This is a genomic window from Streptomyces calvus (assembly GCF_006782915.1).
Taxonomy (GTDB): domain Bacteria; phylum Actinomycetota; class Actinomycetes; order Streptomycetales; family Streptomycetaceae; genus Streptomyces; species Streptomyces calvus.
This window is the reverse complement of sequence record NZ_VCNP01000025.1, coordinates 135073-153921: the sequence shown is the minus strand read 5'-3', so window position 1 is coordinate 153921 and position 18849 is coordinate 135073. Positions and strand designations below refer to the sequence as shown.

Below are 18849 nucleotides of genomic sequence, written 5' to 3'. Positions count from 1 at the left end.
TGACAGCCCTGAGCGGCGCATCAAATCTGAACCGCGGGGCCGACCGCTCGCCCCGAGGGAGGCGATGATGCCTGCAGCGCGGGAATCCCTGCTGGACGCCGCCTGGACGGCGCTCGCCCGCCGCCCCTGGCCGACGGTGCGGATGGTGGACGTCGCCGCCGCGGCCGGGGTCTCCCGGCAGACGCTCTACAACGAGTTCGGCAGCAAGGACGGCCTCGCCAGGGCCCTCGTGCGCAGGGAGGCCGACGGCTACCTCGCCGGCGTCGACCGCGCGCTCACCGGCCCCACCGACCCGCGGGACCGGCTGACCGCGGCCGCCGAGTGGACCGCCGCCACCGCCCGCGACAACGCCCTGGTACGCGCCCTGCTCACCGGCTGCTGGAGCGAGCGCCTGCCCGCCCCGGCGCGCACGGCCGCGCCGTCCGCCTCCGCCGTGCCCGCGCAGCGCCGCGCGGACGGCCCGCTGCCCTCGCCCACCGACTTCGTCGCCCTCGTCCGCGACCGTGCCGTCGCCGTCCTGGCCGGCCCCGGCGTTCCCCGGGCCGACACCGCGGAGCTGGCCCGGTCCTGTGAACTCGCGGTCCGCCTCGCCCTGTCCTGCGTCGCCGCCCCACCGGCCGACGGCCGCGTCGCCGACCTGGTCCGCGGCGCCCTGTGCCGGACACCGGCGGTGCCGTAGCGCCCGCTCAGTGCGCGGACCCCGACAGCTGCAGGCCGATCACCCCGACGATCACCAGGGTGATCGACACGATCTTCAGGGTGGAGACCAGGTCACCGAGGAACACCATCCCGTAGATGGCCGTCCCCGCCGCGCCGATGCCCGTCCACACCGCGTACGCCGGGCCCACGTCCAGCTTCTTCAGCGACAGGGTCAGCAGCCCGAAACTGCCCAGCGCGAACACACAGAACGCGATGGTCGGCCACAACCGCGTGAACCCGTGCGACAGCTTCAGGCACACGGCGAAGCCCGTCTCCAGCAATCCCGCCACCACGACCAGCAGCCACGCCATGTGTCGTCCTCCCGCATGCCCCACGTACAGTGACCGCTTCGCCGGGTTCGGCAGGTTCGGGTCCGGCTCGGTGCGATTATGCACTTACCGTCCCCGCGCCCGGACAAACAACGCGAAGGTCAGTCGCCTCCGGACGCGAAGGTCAGTCGCCGTCCGTGCGCTCCCGCGTCGCGAGCAGCCGGCGCAGCGAGTACAGCCGCGCCGGGTCGGCGTGGCCGTCGGCCACCCAGGCGTCCAGGGCGCAGTCCGGCTCGTCGTGGCTGCACGCGCGCGGACAGCCCTGCGTGCCCGTCTCCAGGTCGGGGAAGGCGTGGATGACCCGGGACGGGTCGACATGGGCGAGCCCGAACGACCGCACACCCGGGGTGTCGATCACCCAGCCGTCCGCGCCCGACAGCGGCAGCGCCAGCGCGGAGGTCGTCGTGTGCCGCCCCCGCCCGGTCACCGCGTTGACATGCCCGGTCGTACGCCGCCGTTCCTCCGGCACCAGCGCGTTCACCAGCGTCGTCTTGCCGACCCCGGAGTGCCCCACGAACGCCGTGATCCGCCCCTGAAGGTGCTCGCGCACCCGGTCCGCCGCGCCGCCGTCCTCCAGTTCGGCCCGGCTGGTGACGACGTAGGGGATGTCGAGGTCGCCGTAGAGCTCCAGCAGCTTGTCCGGCGGCGCGAGATCCGACTTGGTCAGCACCAGCAGCGGGGTCAGACCCCCGTCGTACGCGGCGACCAGGCAGCGGTCGATCAGCCGGGGCCGGGGTTCGGGGTCGGCGAGCGCGGTGACGACGGCCAGCTGGTCGGCGTTGGCGACGACGACCCGCTCGTAGGGGTCGTCGTCGTCCGCGGTGCGGCGCAGCACCGACGCGCGCTCCTCGATCCGCACGATCCGCGCGAGCGTGTCCTTGTCCCCCGACAGGTCGCCGACGATGGCCACCCGGTCACCGACCACCGCCGCCTTGCGGCCCAGCTCCCGGGCCTTCATCGCCATCACGACGCGGTCCTCGACGAGGCAGGTCAGCCGGCCCCGGTCGACGGTGAGGACCAGGCCCTCGGCGGCGTCCTCGTGCTTGGGCCGGATGTGGGTGCGCGGCCGGTTGCCCTTGCGGTTGGGGCGGGAGCGGATGTCGTCCTCGTCGGTGTGCTTGCCGTAGCGGCGCATGGTGAACCCCTACGCCCCGAGCATCCCGGTCCACAGTTCGGGGAAGTCCGGCAGGGTCTTGGCCGTCGTCGCCACGTTCTCGATCTGCACTCCCTGCACCGCGAGGCCGATGATCGCGCCGGCGGTGGCCATGCGGTGGTCCTCGTAGGTGTGGAACACCCCGCCGTGCAGTCGGCGCGGGCGGATGTGCAGGCCGTCGGCGGTCTCGGTGACGTCGCCGCCGAGTTCGTTGATCTCCTTGGTGAGCGCGGCCAGCCGGTCCGTCTCGTGCAGGCGCAGGTGGGCCACGCCGCGCAGGGTGGACGGGGAGTCCGCGAGCGCCGCGACGGCCGCGATGCCCGGCGTCAGCTCGCCGACCTCGCCGAGGTCCACGTCGATGCCGTGGATCGACCCGGAGCCGGTGAACACCAGCCCGTACTCGGTCAGTTCGCAGGAGCCGCCCATCTCGGTGAAGATCTCCCGCAGCCGGTCACCGGGCTGGGTGGTGCGGGACGGCCAGTCCGGGACGACGACCCTGCCGCCGGTCACCAGCGCCGCCGCCAGGAACGGCTGGGCGTTGGACAGGTCCGGCTCGACGGTCAGGTCCCGGCCGAGCAGGGCGCCCGGGGTGACCCGCCAGACGTTGGGCTCGCCGCCCGACTCCGGGGTGTCGACCTGGGCGCCGACCGCGCGGAGCATGTCGACCGTCATGCGGATGTGCGGCACGGAGGGCAGGGTCGCGCCGGTGTGCCGGACCTCCACGCCCTGGTTGAAGCGCGGCGCGGACAGCAGCAGGGCGCTGACGAACTGGGAGGACGAGGAGGCGTCGACCTCCACCGTGCCGCCGTCCAGGGCGCCGCCGCCGTGCACCGTCATCGGCAGCGCGCCGCGCTCCTCGTCGTCGATCCGGGCGCCCAGCCGGCGCAGCGCGTCGATGACGCCGTTCAGCGGGCGCTCGTAGGAGCGCGGGTCGCCGTCGAAGCGGACGGGGCCGTCGGCCAGCGTGGCGACCGGAGGGAGGAAACGCATCACCGTGCCGGCGTTGCCGACGTCGACGGTGGCCGGGCCGCGCAGACCGGACGGGACCACCCGCCAGGCCTCCCCGGTGCCGTCCGGGCCCACGCCCTCCTCGATCTCGACGCCCATGGCGCGCAGCGCGCCCGCCATCAGCAGGGTGTCGCGCGAGCGCAGCGGGCGGCGCAGCCAGCCCGGCTCGGAGGCCAGCGCGGCGAGCACCAGGGCACGGTTGGTGACCGACTTGGACCCGGGCACGTGGACCGTCGCGTCGACGGCTCCGCTCGCGTGCGGGGCGGGCCAGAGGGCGGTGGCTGCGGGATGAACGGTCATGGCCCCACTTTAGTGGCTGGGGGCGAACGGAGATCCCGATCAAAAGCGGCGAAACGGGATGGCGTCCCGTGGCGCGCGACCGTTCGCCGCGCGCGGACCGACGGCGCCCACCGTCACAGCCCCAGCAGCCACCGCCCGCCGCCCAGCACCGCGCACAGCGACACCGCGTGGAACAGGAACAGCCACAGCGCTGCAGGAACATGCGTCAGCCGGGACAGCTGGTCCGCGTCCGAGTCGCCCGCGCCGCCACGGGCCCGCTTCGCCTGCAGCTCGAACGCCGGACGCACCCCGCCGAGCAGCAGGAACCACACCACCGCATAGGCGAACGCCGCCTGCACCTGCGGCCCGGCCAGCCAGGACACGACCACGAACGTGCCGCCCGTGACCAGCACCGACAGCACCCCGTACGCATTGCGGATCATCACCAGCATCGCCACGAGCAGCGCCGTGGCCAGCCACAGCAGCAGCGTGATGCGCCCGGCGCCGAGCAGTGCGGCGCCGCCCAGGCCCAGCAGCGGGGGAGCGGTGTAGCCGGCCGCGGCGGTGAGGATCATGCCGATGCCGTGCGGCTTGCCGCGGCTGACGGTCAGGCCGCTGGTGTCCGAGTGCAGCCGTATCCCCGTCAGCGTGCGGCCGGTGAGCAGCGCCACCAGGCCGTGTCCGCCCTCGTGCGCGATGGTGACGGCGTTGCGGGACAGCCGCCACAGCCCCTGCGGCACGACGACGGCGAGCGCCGCCGCCAGCGTGGCGACGACCACCCACGTGTCCGGCTCCGGCTGGGTGCCGAAGACCTCGTCCCAGAGGGAGGCGAGCGAGGCGGACGCGGTGCTGACCATGGGTTCCATGTGTTTCGGATCGCTCCCTCTGCGCGGGCGGAGTCTGGCAGTGTTGCACGTATGTGCGGACGGTATGCAGCGAGTCGCAGGCCCGAGGATCTCGCAGGAGTCTTCGAGGTCGAGAAGTGGGAGCCGGAGGAGACCCTGGAGCCCGACTACAACGTGGCGCCGACCAAGGAGGTCTACGCCGTCCTCGACCGTCCCCTCAAGGACGCGGCGGACCCGCGCCCGGTTCGGCAGCTGCGGAAGCTGAAGTGGGGACTGGTGCCCTCCTGGTCGAAGACGCCCGAGGGCGCCGCCCGGATGATCAACGCCCGCGCGGAGACCGTCCACGAGAAGCCGTCCTACCGCCGCGCCTTCTCCTCCCGGCGCTGCATCCTGCCCGCCGACGGCTACTACGAGTGGGTCACCGGCAGGCAGGAGCGCGAGCTGGAGGTCGAGGGCAAGAAGAAGCGGCCCCGCAAGCAGCCGTACTTCGTGACGCCGGCCGACGGCTCGGTGTTCGCGATGGCCGGGCTGTACGAGTTCTGGCGGGACCGGACGCTGCCGGACGACCATCCCGGCGCCTGGTGGGTGACCTGCTCGGTGATCACCACCGAGGCGGAGACCGGCCCGCTCGCGGTGGCCCCGGCGGACGGCCCGCACGCCCTCGCCGAGATCCACCCGCGGATGCCGCTGATGCTCACCCCGGACCGCTGGGACGCCTGGCTGGACCCCGCCCGCACGGACGTCGACGAGCTGCGCGATCTGCTCGCCCCGCCGCCCCCCGGCCTGATGCGCGCCTACCCGGTCACCACGGCGGTCAGCAACGTCCGCAACAACGGACCCGAGCTGCTCAAGGAGCTGGCCGGACCGGAAGAGGGCACACTCTTCTGACGTGACCCACGATGTGACCTCTGCCACGACCGAGACCGTCGGGACGGACGCCGGTCCCGCCCGCATCACCTGGCACCCCGCCCACGGCCGCCCCCGCCTCGTCCTCGCCGTGAGCCACGGCGCCGGAGGCGGCATCGAGGCCCGGGACCTGGCGGCGCTCGCCGCCCGGCTGCCCGAGCACGGCGTGACCGTCGCCCTCGTCGAACAGCCCTGGCGGGTGGCCGGCAAGAAGGTCGCCCCCGCCCCGAAGACCCTCGACACCGGCTGGCGCGGCCTCTGGCCCGCGCTGGCCGCACCGGGCCTGCCGGTGGTCGCGGGCGGACGCAGCGCCGGAGCCCGCGTCGCCTGCCGCACCGCGACGGAACTCGGCGCCCGCGCGGTGCTCGCCCTGAGCTTCCCGCTGCACCCGCCGGGAAAGCCGGAGAAGTCCCGCGCCGCGGAACTGCTCGGTGCCGGCGTGCCCACGCTCGTCGTCCAGGGCGGCAACGACCCGTTCGGCAGGCCGGCCGAGTTCCCCGAGTACAGCGGGGGCCGCGTGCAGCGCTCCGGTGCGAGGGCGGTGAAGGGCGACGGCTGGGCGTACGAACTGGTCGAGGTGCCGTCCGCCGACCACGGCCTCGCCGTCCCGAAACGGGCCGGCATCACGCAGGAGGAGGCCGTGAGGGTCGTCACGGACGCGGTCGTGCGGTGGGCCGGCTCACTCGTGTGAGACGCGGGGAATGACGGGGCGGCCCCCGCTGTTGTGGGGGTCGTATGGGCCGGTCAACGGCACCACCGTCGTAGGAGAGGAAGTCCGCCGCATGGGTTCGACCTTCTGCCCGACCCGCAGCAGCCGCGCCGACCTGGACTGGACGGTGCTGCACGCGGCCAAGACCGCCCCTGTTCGGGCGGCGGGCGGACCGGATCGTCGTCTATCCTCCGATTCGGGTGAGACCGGCTTCGGTCTCACGACAACACTCGAGGAGGTGGGTCCGGTTCCCGGTACCGACGCAGGGACCGAACACGGCCAGGCGGAGCAGCCCGAGGGCCGGGGCGACACGGGCGCGGAGTCGACCGCGGAGCGCAGCGCGCGCTTCGAACGGGACGCGCTGGAGTTCCTCGACCAGATGTACTCGGCCGCGCTGCGCATGACGCGCAACCCGGCCGACGCCGAGGACCTGGTGCAGGAGACGTACGCCAAGGCGTACGCGTCCTTCCACCAGTTCCGTGAAGGCACCAACCTGAAGGCGTGGCTCTACCGGATCCTCACCAACACCTTCATCAACTCGTACCGCAAGAAGCAGCGCGAACCCCAGCGCAGCGCGGCCGAGGAGATCGAGGACTGGCAGCTGGCGCGCGCCGAGTCGCACATGTCGACCGGTCTGCGCTCCGCGGAGTCGCAGGCGCTGGACCACCTGCCCGACTCGGACGTCAAGGAAGCACTCCAGGCGATCCCCGAGGAATTCCGCATCGCGGTCTACCTCGCCGATGTCGAGGGGTTTGCCTACAAGGAGATCGCCGACATCATGGGCACACCCATCGGTACGGTGATGTCCCGGCTGCACCGGGGCCGCCGTCAGCTGCGCGGCATGCTCGAGGACTACGCGCGTGAGCGCGGACTGGTCCCGGCCGGCGCCGGAGAGTCGAACGAAGCGAAAGGCTCGGGGTCATGAGCTGCGGAGAGCCGCACGAGACGGATTGCAGCGAAATCCTCGATCATCTCTACGAGTTCCTCGACCGTGAGATGCCGGATTCCGACTGTGTGAAGTTCGAGCACCACTTCGAGGAATGCTCGCCCTGCCTGGAGAAGTACGGGCTGGAGCAGGCAGTGAAGAAGCTGGTCAAGCGCTGCTGCGGACACGACGACGTGCCCGGCGACCTGCGCTCCAAGGTCATGGGGCGGATCGAGCTGATCCGCTCCGGCCAGGCCGTCCCCGACCAGGACGTCACGGCCTCACCGGCCACACCGCAGGAGTCCTGACACCCCGCCGTCACCCCCGGCCCCCGTGTCACTCGTCCGTGCTAATCCGCGGCTCATCGACCCGTAGAGGCACCCCCCGCCGTCCTAGGCTCCGAAGCCTGGCAGCCGGCAGGTCGAGCGACAGGCACGGTCGGGGAGGGGCTCATGGAAGCGTTACCGGCACGGGCCCGCGTCCACGTCGCCTGTGTCACCCTCTCGGGCCTCGTCTGTCTGCTCCCGCCGCCGGGCGTCCTGCCGGGCGCGCCGACCTCCTGGTGGGCCGTGGCCCTGCTGGCCGCGCTGTACGCCGCCTGCGAGCACCTCGCCCGGTCGCGTCTCGTCGCCGTCCCGCACGCCGGCGGAACCTTCCACCCCGTGCTGCTCGCCGCCGCGTTCCTGCTGCCGCCGTCCGCCGCCGCGCTCGTCGCGCTGCCCGGTGCGCTGCTGCTGCCCGTCGAGCGGCGGCCCCGGTCGGTGCGCCGGCTCTGGCGGGCCGGGCGCCTGGTGCTCGCCGTGTGGGTGGCGAGCCGGGTCCATCTGGCGGCCGGGGGCCGTGAGGCGGTCGCGGACTGCGACGTCCCGGGCGCGCTCCTGGCGGCCGGGGCCGCGGTGCCCGCGTTCTGCCTGGTGCTCACCCTGCTGGACGGCGGCATCCTCGCGCTGACGTCCGGCGCGCCCCCGCGCGGCAGGCGCTCGGCCGCACCGGACGCCTGGTGGCGGCTGTTCCTGCGGTCGCTGGTCCCGCTCACCGTGCACGGTCTGGCCGGACTCATGATGGCCCTGCTGTGGCGCAGCCCCTACGGGCCGGTGGCGGCGCTGCTCGTGCTGCTGCCGATGGGCGTCTCCTGGTGGGCGTTCGCCCAGTACCACCGCGAACGGGCCGCCCACCAGGCGACGATCCGCGCGCTCGTCCAGGCCGTCGACATCAAGGACGGCTACACGCGCGGCCACAGCGAGCGGGTCGGACGGGCGTCCATGATGATCGCGCGGGAACTCGGCATGGACGACGAGCGGGTCGAGGTGCTGCGGTTCGCGGGCATCCTGCACGACGTCGGCAAGCTCGGCGTGCCCACCCGGCTGCTCACCAAGAACGGGCCCCTCACCCCGGAGGAGCGCCGGGTGATCGAACTGCACCCCGAGTACGGGCACGAGATGGTGCGCGGCATCTCCTTCCTCGGCGAGGCCCGCGCCGCCGTCCTCCACCACCACGAGCGGCTGGACGGCAGCGGCTACCCCTACGGGCTGGCGGGCGGTCAGATCCCCGAGTCCGCGCGCGTGGTGGCGGTCGCCGACGCCTTCGACGCGATGACCTCCCCCCGCTCCTACAGCAGGGCACGGCCCGTGCCGGTCGCGCTGGAGGAACTGCGGCGGTGCGCGGGCACCCACTTCGACCCGCGGATGGTGGGCGCGCTGGTACGGGCCATCGGCCGGGCCGGCTGGCATCCGGCGGTGACCGCCGACGACGCCCGCTCCGGCGCCGTGCCGGGGCCCGCGGCACCGGCCGGCGACCCGTCCGGGGCGCGCCGATGAGGCCCCGGCTCCACACCGTCGTGCACCTGTGCGCCGCCGTACTGGCCGCAGGCTCCTTCGGCACCACCCTCTACCACGGTGTCGAGGAACGGGGCACGGCCCTCGCCTTCGGCGTGCTCGTCACCGTCGGCGAACTCACCCGGCGCAACGGCACCCGCATCAGGGAGGCCGCTCCGCTCGCCACCGCCGGCGCGCTGTCGTACGCGCTGCTCGGCGAGACCGCGGGCCGCCCCACCCACCACGGCGCCGCCCAGGTCGTCACCGTCGTGCTCGCCGCGTCCCTGCTGGGCAGCGTGCCGCACGCCGGCCGCGGCGACGGCCCCACCCTCGACGCACCGGCCCGCCGGGTGCTGACCGTCGGCTTCGTCGCCGTGTGCGCCCAGCCCCTCTCCCACCGGGGCGCCCTCGACGACTGGGGCGGCCCCGCCCACGCGCTGCTCCTGCTCGCCCTGCTCTCCCTGACCGCGCTGTGCGACGCCGTGCTGGCAGCCGCACTCGCCCACTCCCGCACCGGATGGCCCTTCCCGCCCCTGCTGCGCGACGAACTGCGCGCGGTGCCCGGCATCGGGGCCGCGGTCATCGCCACGGGCGCGGTGATGGCGCTCGGGACGGCGGTCGTGGGGCTGTGGGCGCTGCCCGTCTTCTCCGTACCGCTGCTGCTCGCGCAACTGTCCTACCGCCGGTACGCCGCCGTGCGGGCCACCTACCGGCAGACCATCGCCTCCCTCGCCCGGGCCACCGAGATCGCCGGATACACACCGGCCGGGCACGCCCGCCGGGTCGCCGCGCTCAGCCTGGCCGTGGGCCGTGACCTCGGACTGACCGAGCCCGAACTGACCGTCCTGGAGTACGCCGCCCTGATGCACGACATCGGACAGCTCAGCCTCGTCGACCCGGTCCCCGCGGGCGCCACCGCCGTCCTGCCGGTCGCCGAGCAGCGGCGGATCGCACTGCTGGGCGGCGCCGTGGTGCGCCAGACCGGCGTGGACCCGCGGGTCGCCGGGATCGTCGAACGCCAGGCCGATCCGCTCCAGGAGCAGCCGCTCGCCGCGCGGATCGTCCGGGTGGTCAACGCGTACGAGGAGAAGTCCCGGGAAGGCGGACCGGGTGGGCCGCTGACCGCGCTGGAGGAACTGCGGCTGGGCACCGCCGGGACGTACGCGCCGGAGGTCGTCGAGGCCCTCGCGCGGGTACTGGCGCGGAACACGGGGTGCGCGTGAACAAGGGGGCCGGGCGGGGCGCGAGCCGCGAACGCGACTGTCTGATCCCGCCCGAGCCTGGGTAACCCATGGGTAATGAGCGCCCTCGCTGCCGCACGTGGTTGGATGCGAAGGAGAGGGTGTCCGGGGGCGCGGACAGGTACAGCCGGCCCAGCGACGGAACTGGCAGGCGGGAATCGTGAGGATCTTCGGCAAGGGACGGCACCGGCCCTCCGCCTCCTGGCGGCAGGCCACGGACCGTGCGTTCACGCTCATCGGCGACGGCCGGTACGAGGACGCGGGCGCGCTGCTGACACGTGCCGCCGATCTGGAGCCCTGGTTGTCGGAGTCCTGGTTCAACCTCGCGCTGCTGCACAAGTTCCGGCACGACTGGGAACAGGCGCGCGCGGCCGGCCTGCGCGCCGTCGCGCTGCTCGACCGCGACACCGGGGCTCCCGACTGGTGGAACGTCGGCATCGCCGCCACCGCCCTGCAGGACTGGCCGTTGGCCCGGCGGGCCTGGCAGGCCTACGGCCTGAAGGTGCCCGGCCCGGCCAACGACTCCGGTGAGCCGCTCGGCATGGACCTCGGCAGCGCGGCCGTACGGCTGTCCCCGGAAGGGGAGGCGGAGGTGGTGTGGGGGCGGCGCCTCGACCCGGCCCGGATAGAGGTGCTGTCCATTCCGCTGCCGTCGTCCGGCCGCCGCTGGGGCGAGGTCGTCCTGCACGACGGCGTGCCGCACGGCGAGCGGAGCACCGCCGCCGGACACACCTACCCGGTGTTCGACGAGATCGAGTTGTGGGCGCCGTCGCCGGTGCCGACCTGGGTGGTGCTGCTGGAGGCCGCGTCCGAGGCGGACCGGGACGCGCTGGAGCAGCTGGCCTCCGACGCCGGCTTCGCCGCCGAGGACTGGTCGTCCTCGGTGCGGCTGCTGTGCCGGATGTGCTCGGAGTCACGGATGCCGTCCGACGAGGGCGAGGGCGAGCACCTCGACCCGCACGACCACAGCGAGCCGGGGCATCCCGGCCCGCTCGGACACCGTACGGACGGGCAGTTGTGGGTGCCCGAGCGCGAGTGCGGGATCGCCGCGCCCGCCTCACTGGTCCGAGGGCTGCTGGACGGGTGGGTCGCCGACAGCCCGGACTCCCGGGACTGGCGGGACCTCGAAGAGGTCTGTTAGGGACGGGCCCGCGCGCCGTTCGCCGTACCCTGTATCAGCATCACACCCCGGTTTTTCCCAGGAAGGCACACGTCGGTCATGGCTCAGCAGGACACCGATCAGCAGCACGCGGGCGTGCTCCCCGTCGACGACGAGGGGTACGTCATCGACACGGAGGACTGCGAGAAGCGCGAGGCGTCCTGGAGGGAGCGCGGCACCTCCCGCCCGATCACCGTCGTCGGCAATCCGGTGCTGCACAAGGAGTGCCGGGACGTCACCGACTTCGGCGAGGAGTTCCAGCAGCTGGTCGCCGACATGTTCGCCAGCCAGCGCACCGCCGAGGGCGTGGGCCTGGCCGCCAACCAGATCGGCGTCGACCTGAAGGTCTTCGTCTACGACTGCCCGGACGACGAGGGCGTGCGCCACGTCGGCGTGGTCTGCAACCCCAAGCTGGTCGAACTGCCCGCAGAGCGGCGCCGGCTGGACGACAGCAACGAGGGCTGCCTGTCGGTGCCCACGGCGTACGCGTCGCTGGCCCGCCCCGACTACGCCGAGGTGACCGGGCAGGACGAGAAGGGCAACCCGATCCGGGTGCGCGGCACCGGCTACTTCGCACGGTGTTTGCAGCACGAGACCGATCACCTCTACGGCTACCTCTACATCGACCGGCTGTCGAAGCGGGAACGCAAGGACGCGCTGCGGCAGATGGCCGAGAACGAGCCGCGCTACCCCGTGGTCGCCAACGACTGACCGGTCGCGGGAGTCCCTCGGCCTCCCGTCGCCTCCCTCCGCCTCCCTCCGCCTCTCTCCGTACGGCGTTCGATCCGGGTCTTCCCGGGGCGAACGCCGTTCGTTTGTGTGCCCCTTGACGGAACGGAAGGAGCAAATCTGTTCGCACGGCGGTCAGTTGTGGTGCTGAATGGAGGGGCGGCGATACGCACGGCGTGCGGCCGGCTCGGGAGGCGGCACGCCAACCGGCGGCTGAGAGGGGATTGTTCGTGCATGCTTTGTCACACGGCACCACATCGACACCGACCACCCTTGCGGTTCCACCGGCGCTGTCTCTCCCGTTGATCGAGGCGGCGTTTCCCCGGCGGCTCCACCCTTATTGGCCGGAGCTCCAGAGGACCACCCGGGCCTGGCTCCGCGAAATGCGGCTCATGCCCGCGGACACGGTGGAGGAACACGCCGACGGCCTGCGCTACACCGATCTAATGGCGGGCTACTACACAGGCGCTCCCGACGACGTCATGCAGGCGATAGCGGACTACAGCGCATGGTTCTTCGTCTGGGACGACCGGCACGACCGCGACATCGTGCACGGCCGCCCCGCCGCCTGGCGGCGGCTGAAGGACCGGCTGCACACGGCCCTCGACCGTCCCGCGGACCACCTCGGTCACGAGGACCCGGTGGTGGCGGGGCTCGCGGACAGCGTGCGACGGCTCTACGGGTTCCTGCCGGACAGCTGGAACGCCCGGTTCGCCCGGCACTTCCACACCGTGATCGAGGCCTACGACCGGGAATTCCACAACCGTACGGAGGGCATCGTCCCCACCGTCGAGGAATACCTCGAACTGCGCCGGCTCACCTTCGCGCACTGGATCTGGACGGATCTCCTGGAACCCAGTGCGGGCCGTGAACTCCCGGACGCGGTACGCAAACACCCGGCATACCGGAAGGCGGCACTGCTCAGTCAGGAATTCGCCGCCTGGTACAACGACCTCTGCTCCCTGCCGAAGGAAATAGCGGGAAGTGAGGTGCACAACCTCGGAATCAGTCTCATCACCCACGAGGGAATGTCACTCGAAGAGGCCGTCGCCGACGTCAGGCACCGGGTCGAGGAATGCATCAGTGAATTCCTCACCGCCGAGCGGGAGGCATTACGGTTCGCCGACGGCCTCGACGACGGCACGGTGGGAGGAAAGGAAACGAGCGCCGCCGTACGCGCTTGCGTCGGCAACATGCGGAACTGGTTCAGTTCCGTCTACTGGTTCCACCACGAGTCCGGCCGGTACCGGGTCGACAGCTGGGAGGACCGGTCCACGCCCCCGTACGTCAACAACGAAGCGGCAGGTGAGAAATGACCGTCGAGTCGGTGAAGGACGGAGCATCCGCGGCGGCCGCGCTGCGCGAGCCGCCCGTGGCCGGCGGAGGCGTGCCCGTCCTCGGCCACGGCCTGCGGATGGCGCGAGATCCGCTGGCCTTCATGTCCCAACTGCGCGACCACGGCGACGTCGTACGGCTGAAACTCGGGCCGAAGACGGTGTACGCCGTCACCACGCCCGCCCTCACCGGGGCGGTGGCGCTCAGCCCCGACTACATCATCGCCGGCCCTCTGTGGGAGTCGCTGGAGGACCTGCTCGGAAAGGAGGGCGTGGCCACCGCCAACGGCGCGCTGCACCGGCGGCAGCGGCGCACCATCCAGCCCGCCTTCCGGCCCGACGCGCTCCCCGCCTACGGGTCGATCATGGCGGCGGAGTCGCACGCGCTCGTGGAGCGCTGGCGCTCCGGCGAGGTCCTGGACATCACCACGGAGTCCTTCCGCGTGGCCGTCCGGATCGCCGCCCGCTGCCTGATGCGCGGCAGCTACATGGACGCCCGCGCCGATCGCATCTGCGCCGCTCTCGCCACGCTGTTCAGCGGCATGTACCAGCGCATGGTGGTGCCGCTCGGACCGCTTTACAAGGTGCCGATTCCGGCCAACCGCGAATTCAACCGGGCCCTGGCCGATTTGCATGTCCTGGTGGACGAGATCATCGCCGACCGACGCGCAAGCGGTCAAAAACCGAACGATTTGCTGACGGCTTTGCTGGAGGCGAAGGACGAGAATGGCGACCCCATCGGGGAACAGGAGATCCACGACCAGGTCATCGCGATACTCACCCCGGGCAGTGAAACCGTCGGATCGACGATCATGTCGCTCCTCCTGGTTCTCACCGAACACCCGGAAGTCGCCGACAAGATCCGCGACGAAGTGAAACACGTGGCGGGTGACCGCCCTGTTGCATTCGACGACGTGCGACGGCTGACATACACCGCGAACGTCGTCGTCGAGACCATGCGGCTGTATCCGGCCGTCTGGATATTGACCCGCCGGGCGGTCACCGACACCGAACTCGGCGGATACCGCATTCCCCGGGGAGCGGACCTCATCTACAGCCCGTACGCCGTCCAGCGCGACCGGCGGTCGTACGGGCGGAACGAGGAGTTCGACCCGGACCGCTGGCTCCCGGAGCGGGCCAAGGAGGTGCCCAAGTACGCGATGAGCCCGTTCAGCGTGGGCAACCGGAAATGTCCCAGTGACCACTTCTCGATGGCCGAACTCACGCTCATCACCGCGGCGGTCGCCACCGCCTACCGCTTCGCGCACGCGCCGGACTCCGACCCCCGGCCCCGGATCGGCATCACGCTGCGCCCGCGCCGCCTGATGCTGCGGGCCCTGCCCCGCTGACCCGCCGCGCGGCGCACGTGCGGGCGGCCTCCGGGCCCCTGGACGTGCGCCGCCTTCCCGGCGCACCGGCCGGACGGTCCCGCGCCGCCCCGGCGCCGCCTCGGTGAGGCGGCGCCGCGGCGCGCGGCCTGCTAGAAGTCCTCGTCCAGGTCGACCGTGCCCTCCACGGCGACCTGGTACGCGGACGGGCGCCGCTCGAAGAAGTTCGTCAGCTCCTGCACGCCCTGGAGCTCCATGAAGGAGAACGGGTTCTCCGAGCCGTACACCGGAGCGAAGCCCAGGCGCTGCAGGCGCTGGTCGGCGACGCACTCCAGGTACTGCCGCATCGACTCGGTGTTCATGCCCGGCAGCCCGTCGCCGCACAGGTCCCGCGCGAACTGCAGCTCCGCCCCGACCGCTTCCCGCAGCATGTCGGTGACCTGCTGCCCGAGCTGCTCGTCGAACAGCTCCGGCTCCTCCTTGCGCACGGTGTCGACCACGTCGAAGGCGAAGGACATGTGCATCGTCTCGTCGCGGAAGACCCAGTTGGTGCCGGTCGCCAGGCCGTGCAGCAGACCCCGGCTGCGGAACCAGTAGACGTAGGCGAAGGCGCCGTAGAAGAACAGGCCCTCGATGCACGCCGCGAAGCAGATGAGGTTCAGCAGGAAGCGGCGGCGGTCGGCCCGGTCCTCCAGCCGGCCGACCTCCTCCACCGAGTCCATCCACCTGAAGCAGAACTGCGCCTTCTCCCGGATGGACGGGATGTTCTCCACGGCCGCGAAGGCCGCCGCCCGGTCGTCCGGATCGGGCAGGTAGGTGTCCAGCAGGGTCAGGTAGAACTGGACGTGCACCGCCTCCTCGAAGAGCTGCCGCGACAGGTACAGCCGCGCCTCGGGGGAGTTGATGTGCTTGTACAGCGTGAGCACCAGGTTGTTCGCCACGATCGAGTCGCCGGTGGCGAAGAAGGCCACGAGCCGCCCGATGAGGTGCTGCTCGGCGGGGGTCAGCTTGGCGAGGTCGGCCACGTCGGAGTGGAGGTCGACCTCCTCCACGGTCCAGGTGTTCTTGATGGCGTCCCGGTAGCGCTCGTAGAAGTCGGGGTAGCGCATGGGACGCAGGGTCAGTTCGAAGCCCGGGTCGAGCAGGTTCTTGGTTTCGACGGTCTTCACTGGCAGGCCTCGCAGGACTCGGGGTTCTCAAGGGAGCAGGCGACGGCCTCGGGGTCGGCCGGCTGCGGGACGGGGACGGTGGTGGCGCGTGCCGCGCGTGCGATGCGGGTCGCCGGGCGGGAGCGCAGGTAGTACGTGGTCTTCAGGCCCTGTTTCCAGGCGTAGGCGTACATCGAGGAGAGCTTGCCGATGGTCGGCGTCTCCAGGAACAGGTTCAGCGACTGCGCCTGGTCGAGGAACGGCGTGCGGGCGGCGGCCATGTCGATCAGGCCGCGCTGCGGGATCTCCCACGCCGTGCGGTACAGCCGGCGCACCTCCTCGGGGATCCACGCGACGTCCTGCACGGAGCCGCCGGCCTCGCGCAACGCCTCACGGGTGCGCGCGTCCCACACGCCGAGCTGCTTCAGGTCGTCCACCAGGTAGGAGTTGACCTGGAGGAACTCACCCGACAGCGTCTCGCGCTTGAACAGGTTGGACACCTGCGGCTCGATGCACTCGTACACGCCCGCGATGGAGGCGATGGTGGCGGTGGGCGCGATCGCCAGCAGCAGCGCGTTGCGCATCCCGACGGAGGCGATCCGTGTCCGCAGCGCCGCCCAGCGCTCCGGCCAGGCCAGGTCCGTGTCGTAGTGGTCGGGGTGCAGTACGCCGCGGGCGGTGCGGGTCCTGTCCCAGGCGGGCAGCGGGCCGTCCCGCTCGGCGAGGTCCGCGGACGCCTCGTAGGCGGCGAGCATGATCCGCTCGGCGATCCTGGTGGACAGGTCCTTCGCCTCGGGCGAGTCGAAGGGCAGGCGCAGTTTGAAGAAGACGTCCTGGAGGCCCATCGCGCCCAGTCCCAGCGGTCGCCAGCGGGCGTTGGAACGGCCCGCCTGCTCGGTCGGATAGAAGTTGATGTCGACGACCCGGTCGAGGAACGTCACGGCCGTGCGCACCGTCTCGTCGAGCCGCTCCCAGTCGATGCCGCCCCGGTCCACGAAGGCGCCGAGGTTGACCGAGCCCAGGTTGCAGACCGCCGTCTCCCCGTCGTCGGTGACCTCCAGGATCTCCGTGCAGAGGTTGGAGGAGTGGATGACGTGGCCCGGGGTCGCCGTCTGGTTCGCGGTGCGGTTGGCGGTGTCCTTGAAGGTCATCCAGCCGTTGCCGGTCTGCGCGAGGGTGCGCATCATGCGGCCGTACAGCTCGCGCGCCGGGAGGGTCTTCCTGGCCAGGCCCTTCGCCTCGGCGGCCCGGTACGCCGCGTCGAACTCCTCGCCCCACAGGTCGACCAGTTCGGGCACGTCCGCCGGGGAGAACAGCGACCAGGGCGCGTCGGCGTTCACGCGGCGCATGAACTCGTCCGGCACCCAGTGCGCGAGGTTCAGGTTGTGCGTACGGCGGGCGTCCTCACCGGTGTTGTCGCGCAGCTCCAGGAACTCCTCGACGTCCGCGTGCCAGGTCTCCAGGTAGACCGCGGCCGCGCCCTTGCGCCGCCCGCCCTGGTTCACCGCGGCGACCGAGGCGTCCAGCGTCTTCAGGAACGGGACGATGCCGTTGGAGTGCCCGTTGGTGCCGCGGATCAGTGAACCCCGGGCGCGGATGCGGGAGTAGGCGATGCCGATGCCGCCGGCGTGCTTGGAGAGGCGGGCGACCTGGTGGTAGCGGTCGTAGATCGAGTCCAGCTCGTCCCTGGGCGAGTCCAGGAGGTAGCAGGACGACATCTGGGGGTGCCGGGTGCCGGAGTTGAACAGCGTGGGGGAGGAGGGCAGGTAGTCCAGGCGGCTCATCAGCCCGTAGAGCGCGGCGACCTCGTCCACCGAGCGGGAGGTGTCGTCCTCGGCGAGACCGGCGGCGACGCGCAGCAGGAAGTGCTGGGGCGTCTCGACGACCTTGCGGGTGACCGGGTGCCGCAGCAGGTAGCGGCTGTACAGGGTGCGCAGGCCGAAGTAGCCGAAGCGGTCGTCGGCCGCGGTGTCGACGAGCGCGTCGAGACGGTCGGCGTGCAGCCGGACGAACGCGGCGGTCCGGTCGGCGATCAGGCCCTCGCGGTGCCCGGTCGCGACGGACCCGGTGAACGTCGTGACGCCCTGCGAGGCGGCCTCGGCGCGGATGCCGAGGGTCAGCAGGCGGGCGGCGAGCCGGGAGTAGGCCGGGTCCTCGGAGATCAGGCCGGCCGCCGCCTCGGTGGCCAGCTCCCGCAGCTCCGCCTCGTCGGCCCGCGCGGACCGGCCGCGCAGCGCGGCGGCGGCGACCCGGCCGGGGTCGGCGTCGGGCAGGTCGGCGGTCAGCTCGGTCAGGGTCCGCAGCAGCGCGGCACCGGGGCCGTCGCTCTCCTCGGTCACGTCGATCGCTGAAGCCGGATCGGCTGGCGCGATGGTCACGTGTGGCTCTCCCTCGCTCGGCAGCGGGCCCCGCGCGAGGGCAGGCGGCGGCACACGAGCGCACACGGCGTCGCGTCCACCGGCCCAACCCACGAGGCCCGGACGTCAGGCACCCGGACCGGACGGCCGGGCGCACTGTCGGCAGGTCCTCGGACTGACGCCCATGCGCTCCGGCAGGCGGGCGGGCATGGGTACACCGTTGCGGGACAGTTCCGGATTCGCACCGGATTCCCCTGCGACGACAGCGAGCATGAGCATACATCTTGTGTCGGGTCTCGCCGACAGGCCCATATGTTGTGTCGCGCTGCTGTCAGAGCGTCAACTCATAGGTGAGCAGAGTGATGTCGTCCAGCTCCGGCAGGGGCTTCCAGTCACGCTCGGGCGTGCGGGTGAAACCCAGCCGCTCGTACACGCGGTGCGCGGCGCGCATGGTGCGCTGGGTCGACAGCACGACCCGTACGCAGCCCTCGGTGGCCCGGGCCCGCTCGACGCAGGCGCGCACCAGGGCCTCCCCGGCACCCCGGCCCCGGCCCGCGCGGGCGACCGCGAGCATCCGGATCTCCGCCTCGCCCGGCCCGGCTATGTCGGCCATCGGCCCGCCGCTCGGCACGAAGGTCACCCCGCCCAGCACCGACCCGCCCTCCGCGGCGACCAGCACGTCGGCGGCCGCCGCCCGCTTCGCCACGTCCCTGAGCTCGTCGAGGTAGGCGTCGTTCTCCCCGAAGTCGAGCAGCCCGTCCAGCAGATAGGCCTGCGCGGTGATCTCGCCCAGTGCCTCGTACTCGTCGGCCGCCACCGGCCGGATGACGATGTCCATGAGGGGAGTCTGCCGGACGGGTACGACAACGGGCCGCCGGATTTTCTC

18 protein-coding genes and 1 riboswitch are annotated in these 18849 nt (G+C 72.1%); of the genes, 11 read left to right on the top strand and 7 right to left on the bottom strand.

The window, feature by feature from the left end:
- Positions 1–64: 64 nt before the first annotated feature.
- Positions 65–679, top strand: a complete 615-nt coding sequence (locus FGW31_RS11235) for a TetR/AcrR family transcriptional regulator (protein WP_182675227.1) — start codon at positions 65–67, stop codon at positions 677–679.
- A gap of 7 nt (positions 680–686) precedes the next feature.
- Here the strand turns inward: FGW31_RS11235 and FGW31_RS11230 are convergent, their stop codons facing one another.
- The 4 genes from FGW31_RS11230 to FGW31_RS11215 form a co-directional block, all read right to left on the bottom strand.
- Positions 687–1010 carry a DMT family transporter gene (locus tag FGW31_RS11230; protein ID WP_142193246.1) on the bottom strand — a complete coding sequence of 108 codons (324 nt, stop codon included), beginning with the start codon at positions 1008–1010 and terminating at the stop codon, positions 687–689.
- Between the two features lie 142 nt (positions 1011–1152).
- Positions 1153–2163 (bottom strand): ribosome small subunit-dependent GTPase A, encoded by a 1011-nt coding sequence (gene rsgA / locus FGW31_RS11225; RefSeq protein WP_142193245.1) that lies wholly within the window; start codon positions 2161–2163, stop codon positions 1153–1155.
- Between the two features lie 9 nt (positions 2164–2172).
- Entirely contained in the window at positions 2173–3489 is a 1317-nt protein-coding gene (gene aroA / locus FGW31_RS11220) for a 3-phosphoshikimate 1-carboxyvinyltransferase (protein WP_142193244.1), read from the bottom strand.
- Positions 3490–3602: 113 nt separating this feature from the next.
- Positions 3603–4325, bottom strand: coding sequence for a M50 family metallopeptidase (locus FGW31_RS11215; RefSeq protein ID WP_142193289.1), 723 nt, complete (start codon positions 4323–4325; stop codon positions 3603–3605).
- 60 nt (positions 4326–4385) lie between these two features.
- Between FGW31_RS11215 and FGW31_RS11210 the strand changes: the two genes are divergently transcribed.
- From FGW31_RS11210 to FGW31_RS11165, 10 genes are all read left to right on the top strand, one after another.
- The gene (locus FGW31_RS11210; protein WP_142193243.1) at positions 4386–5201 is read left to right on the top strand and encodes an SOS response-associated peptidase; all 816 of its coding nucleotides are present in this window, start codon (positions 4386–4388) and stop codon (positions 5199–5201) included.
- A gap of 1 nt (position 5202) precedes the next feature.
- The gene (locus FGW31_RS11205) at positions 5203–5910 is read left to right on the top strand and encodes an alpha/beta hydrolase family protein (RefSeq protein WP_182675229.1); all 708 of its coding nucleotides are present in this window, start codon (positions 5203–5205) and stop codon (positions 5908–5910) included.
- Between the two features lie 256 nt (positions 5911–6166).
- Positions 6167–6853, top strand: a complete 687-nt coding sequence (gene sigR / locus FGW31_RS11200) for an RNA polymerase sigma factor SigR (RefSeq protein WP_167530189.1) — start codon at positions 6167–6169, stop codon at positions 6851–6853.
- Positions 6850–7161: a mycothiol system anti-sigma-R factor gene (rsrA, locus tag FGW31_RS11195; protein ID WP_142193241.1), complete on the top strand. Its 312-nt coding sequence runs from the start codon at positions 6850–6852 to the stop codon at positions 7159–7161. Before sigR ends, rsrA begins: the two co-directional genes overlap by 4 nt.
- A 144-nt stretch (positions 7162–7305) precedes the next feature.
- The gene (locus FGW31_RS11190) at positions 7306–8670 is read left to right on the top strand and encodes an HD-GYP domain-containing protein (RefSeq protein WP_142193240.1); all 1365 of its coding nucleotides are present in this window, start codon (positions 7306–7308) and stop codon (positions 8668–8670) included.
- Positions 8667–9890, top strand: coding sequence for an HD-GYP domain-containing protein (locus tag FGW31_RS11185; protein WP_182675231.1), 1224 nt, complete (start codon positions 8667–8669; stop codon positions 9888–9890). The genes FGW31_RS11190 and FGW31_RS11185 overlap by 4 nt, the downstream gene beginning before the upstream one ends.
- Positions 9891–10068: 178 nt before the next feature.
- Positions 10069–11049 (top strand): tetratricopeptide repeat protein, encoded by a 981-nt coding sequence (locus FGW31_RS11180; protein ID WP_142193239.1) that lies wholly within the window; start codon positions 10069–10071, stop codon positions 11047–11049.
- Between the two features lie 78 nt (positions 11050–11127).
- Complete coding sequence (gene def / locus FGW31_RS11175; RefSeq protein ID WP_142193238.1) at positions 11128–11778, top strand: peptide deformylase; 651 nt, start codon at positions 11128–11130, stop codon at positions 11776–11778.
- 248 nt (positions 11779–12026) lie between these two features.
- Entirely contained in the window at positions 12027–13112 is a 1086-nt protein-coding gene (cyc1, locus tag FGW31_RS11170) for an epi-isozizaene synthase (RefSeq protein ID WP_142193237.1), read from the top strand.
- Positions 13109–14479, top strand: a complete 1371-nt coding sequence (locus FGW31_RS11165; RefSeq protein ID WP_142193236.1) for a bifunctional albaflavenone monooxygenase/terpene synthase — start codon at positions 13109–13111, stop codon at positions 14477–14479. Before cyc1 ends, FGW31_RS11165 begins: the two co-directional genes overlap by 4 nt.
- 131 nt (positions 14480–14610) lie before the next feature.
- On the opposite strand, the gene FGW31_RS11160 is transcribed toward FGW31_RS11165, so the two are convergent.
- The 3 genes from FGW31_RS11160 to FGW31_RS11150 form a co-directional block, all read right to left on the bottom strand.
- Positions 14611–15567, bottom strand: coding sequence for a ribonucleotide-diphosphate reductase subunit beta (locus tag FGW31_RS11160; RefSeq protein WP_233452462.1), 957 nt, complete (start codon positions 15565–15567; stop codon positions 14611–14613).
- A 56-nt stretch (positions 15568–15623) separates the two neighbouring features.
- A complete protein-coding gene (locus FGW31_RS11155; protein WP_142193234.1) occupies positions 15624–17984 on the bottom strand; it encodes a ribonucleoside-diphosphate reductase subunit alpha in 2361 nt (786 codons plus the stop codon).
- 123 nt (positions 17985–18107) lie between these two features.
- A riboswitch (cobalamin riboswitch) is annotated at positions 18108–18242 on the bottom strand.
- A 52-nt stretch (positions 18243–18294) separates the two neighbouring features.
- Positions 18295–18801, bottom strand: a complete 507-nt coding sequence (locus tag FGW31_RS11150; protein WP_142193233.1) for a GNAT family N-acetyltransferase — start codon at positions 18799–18801, stop codon at positions 18295–18297.
- Positions 18802–18849 lie beyond the last annotated feature (48 nt).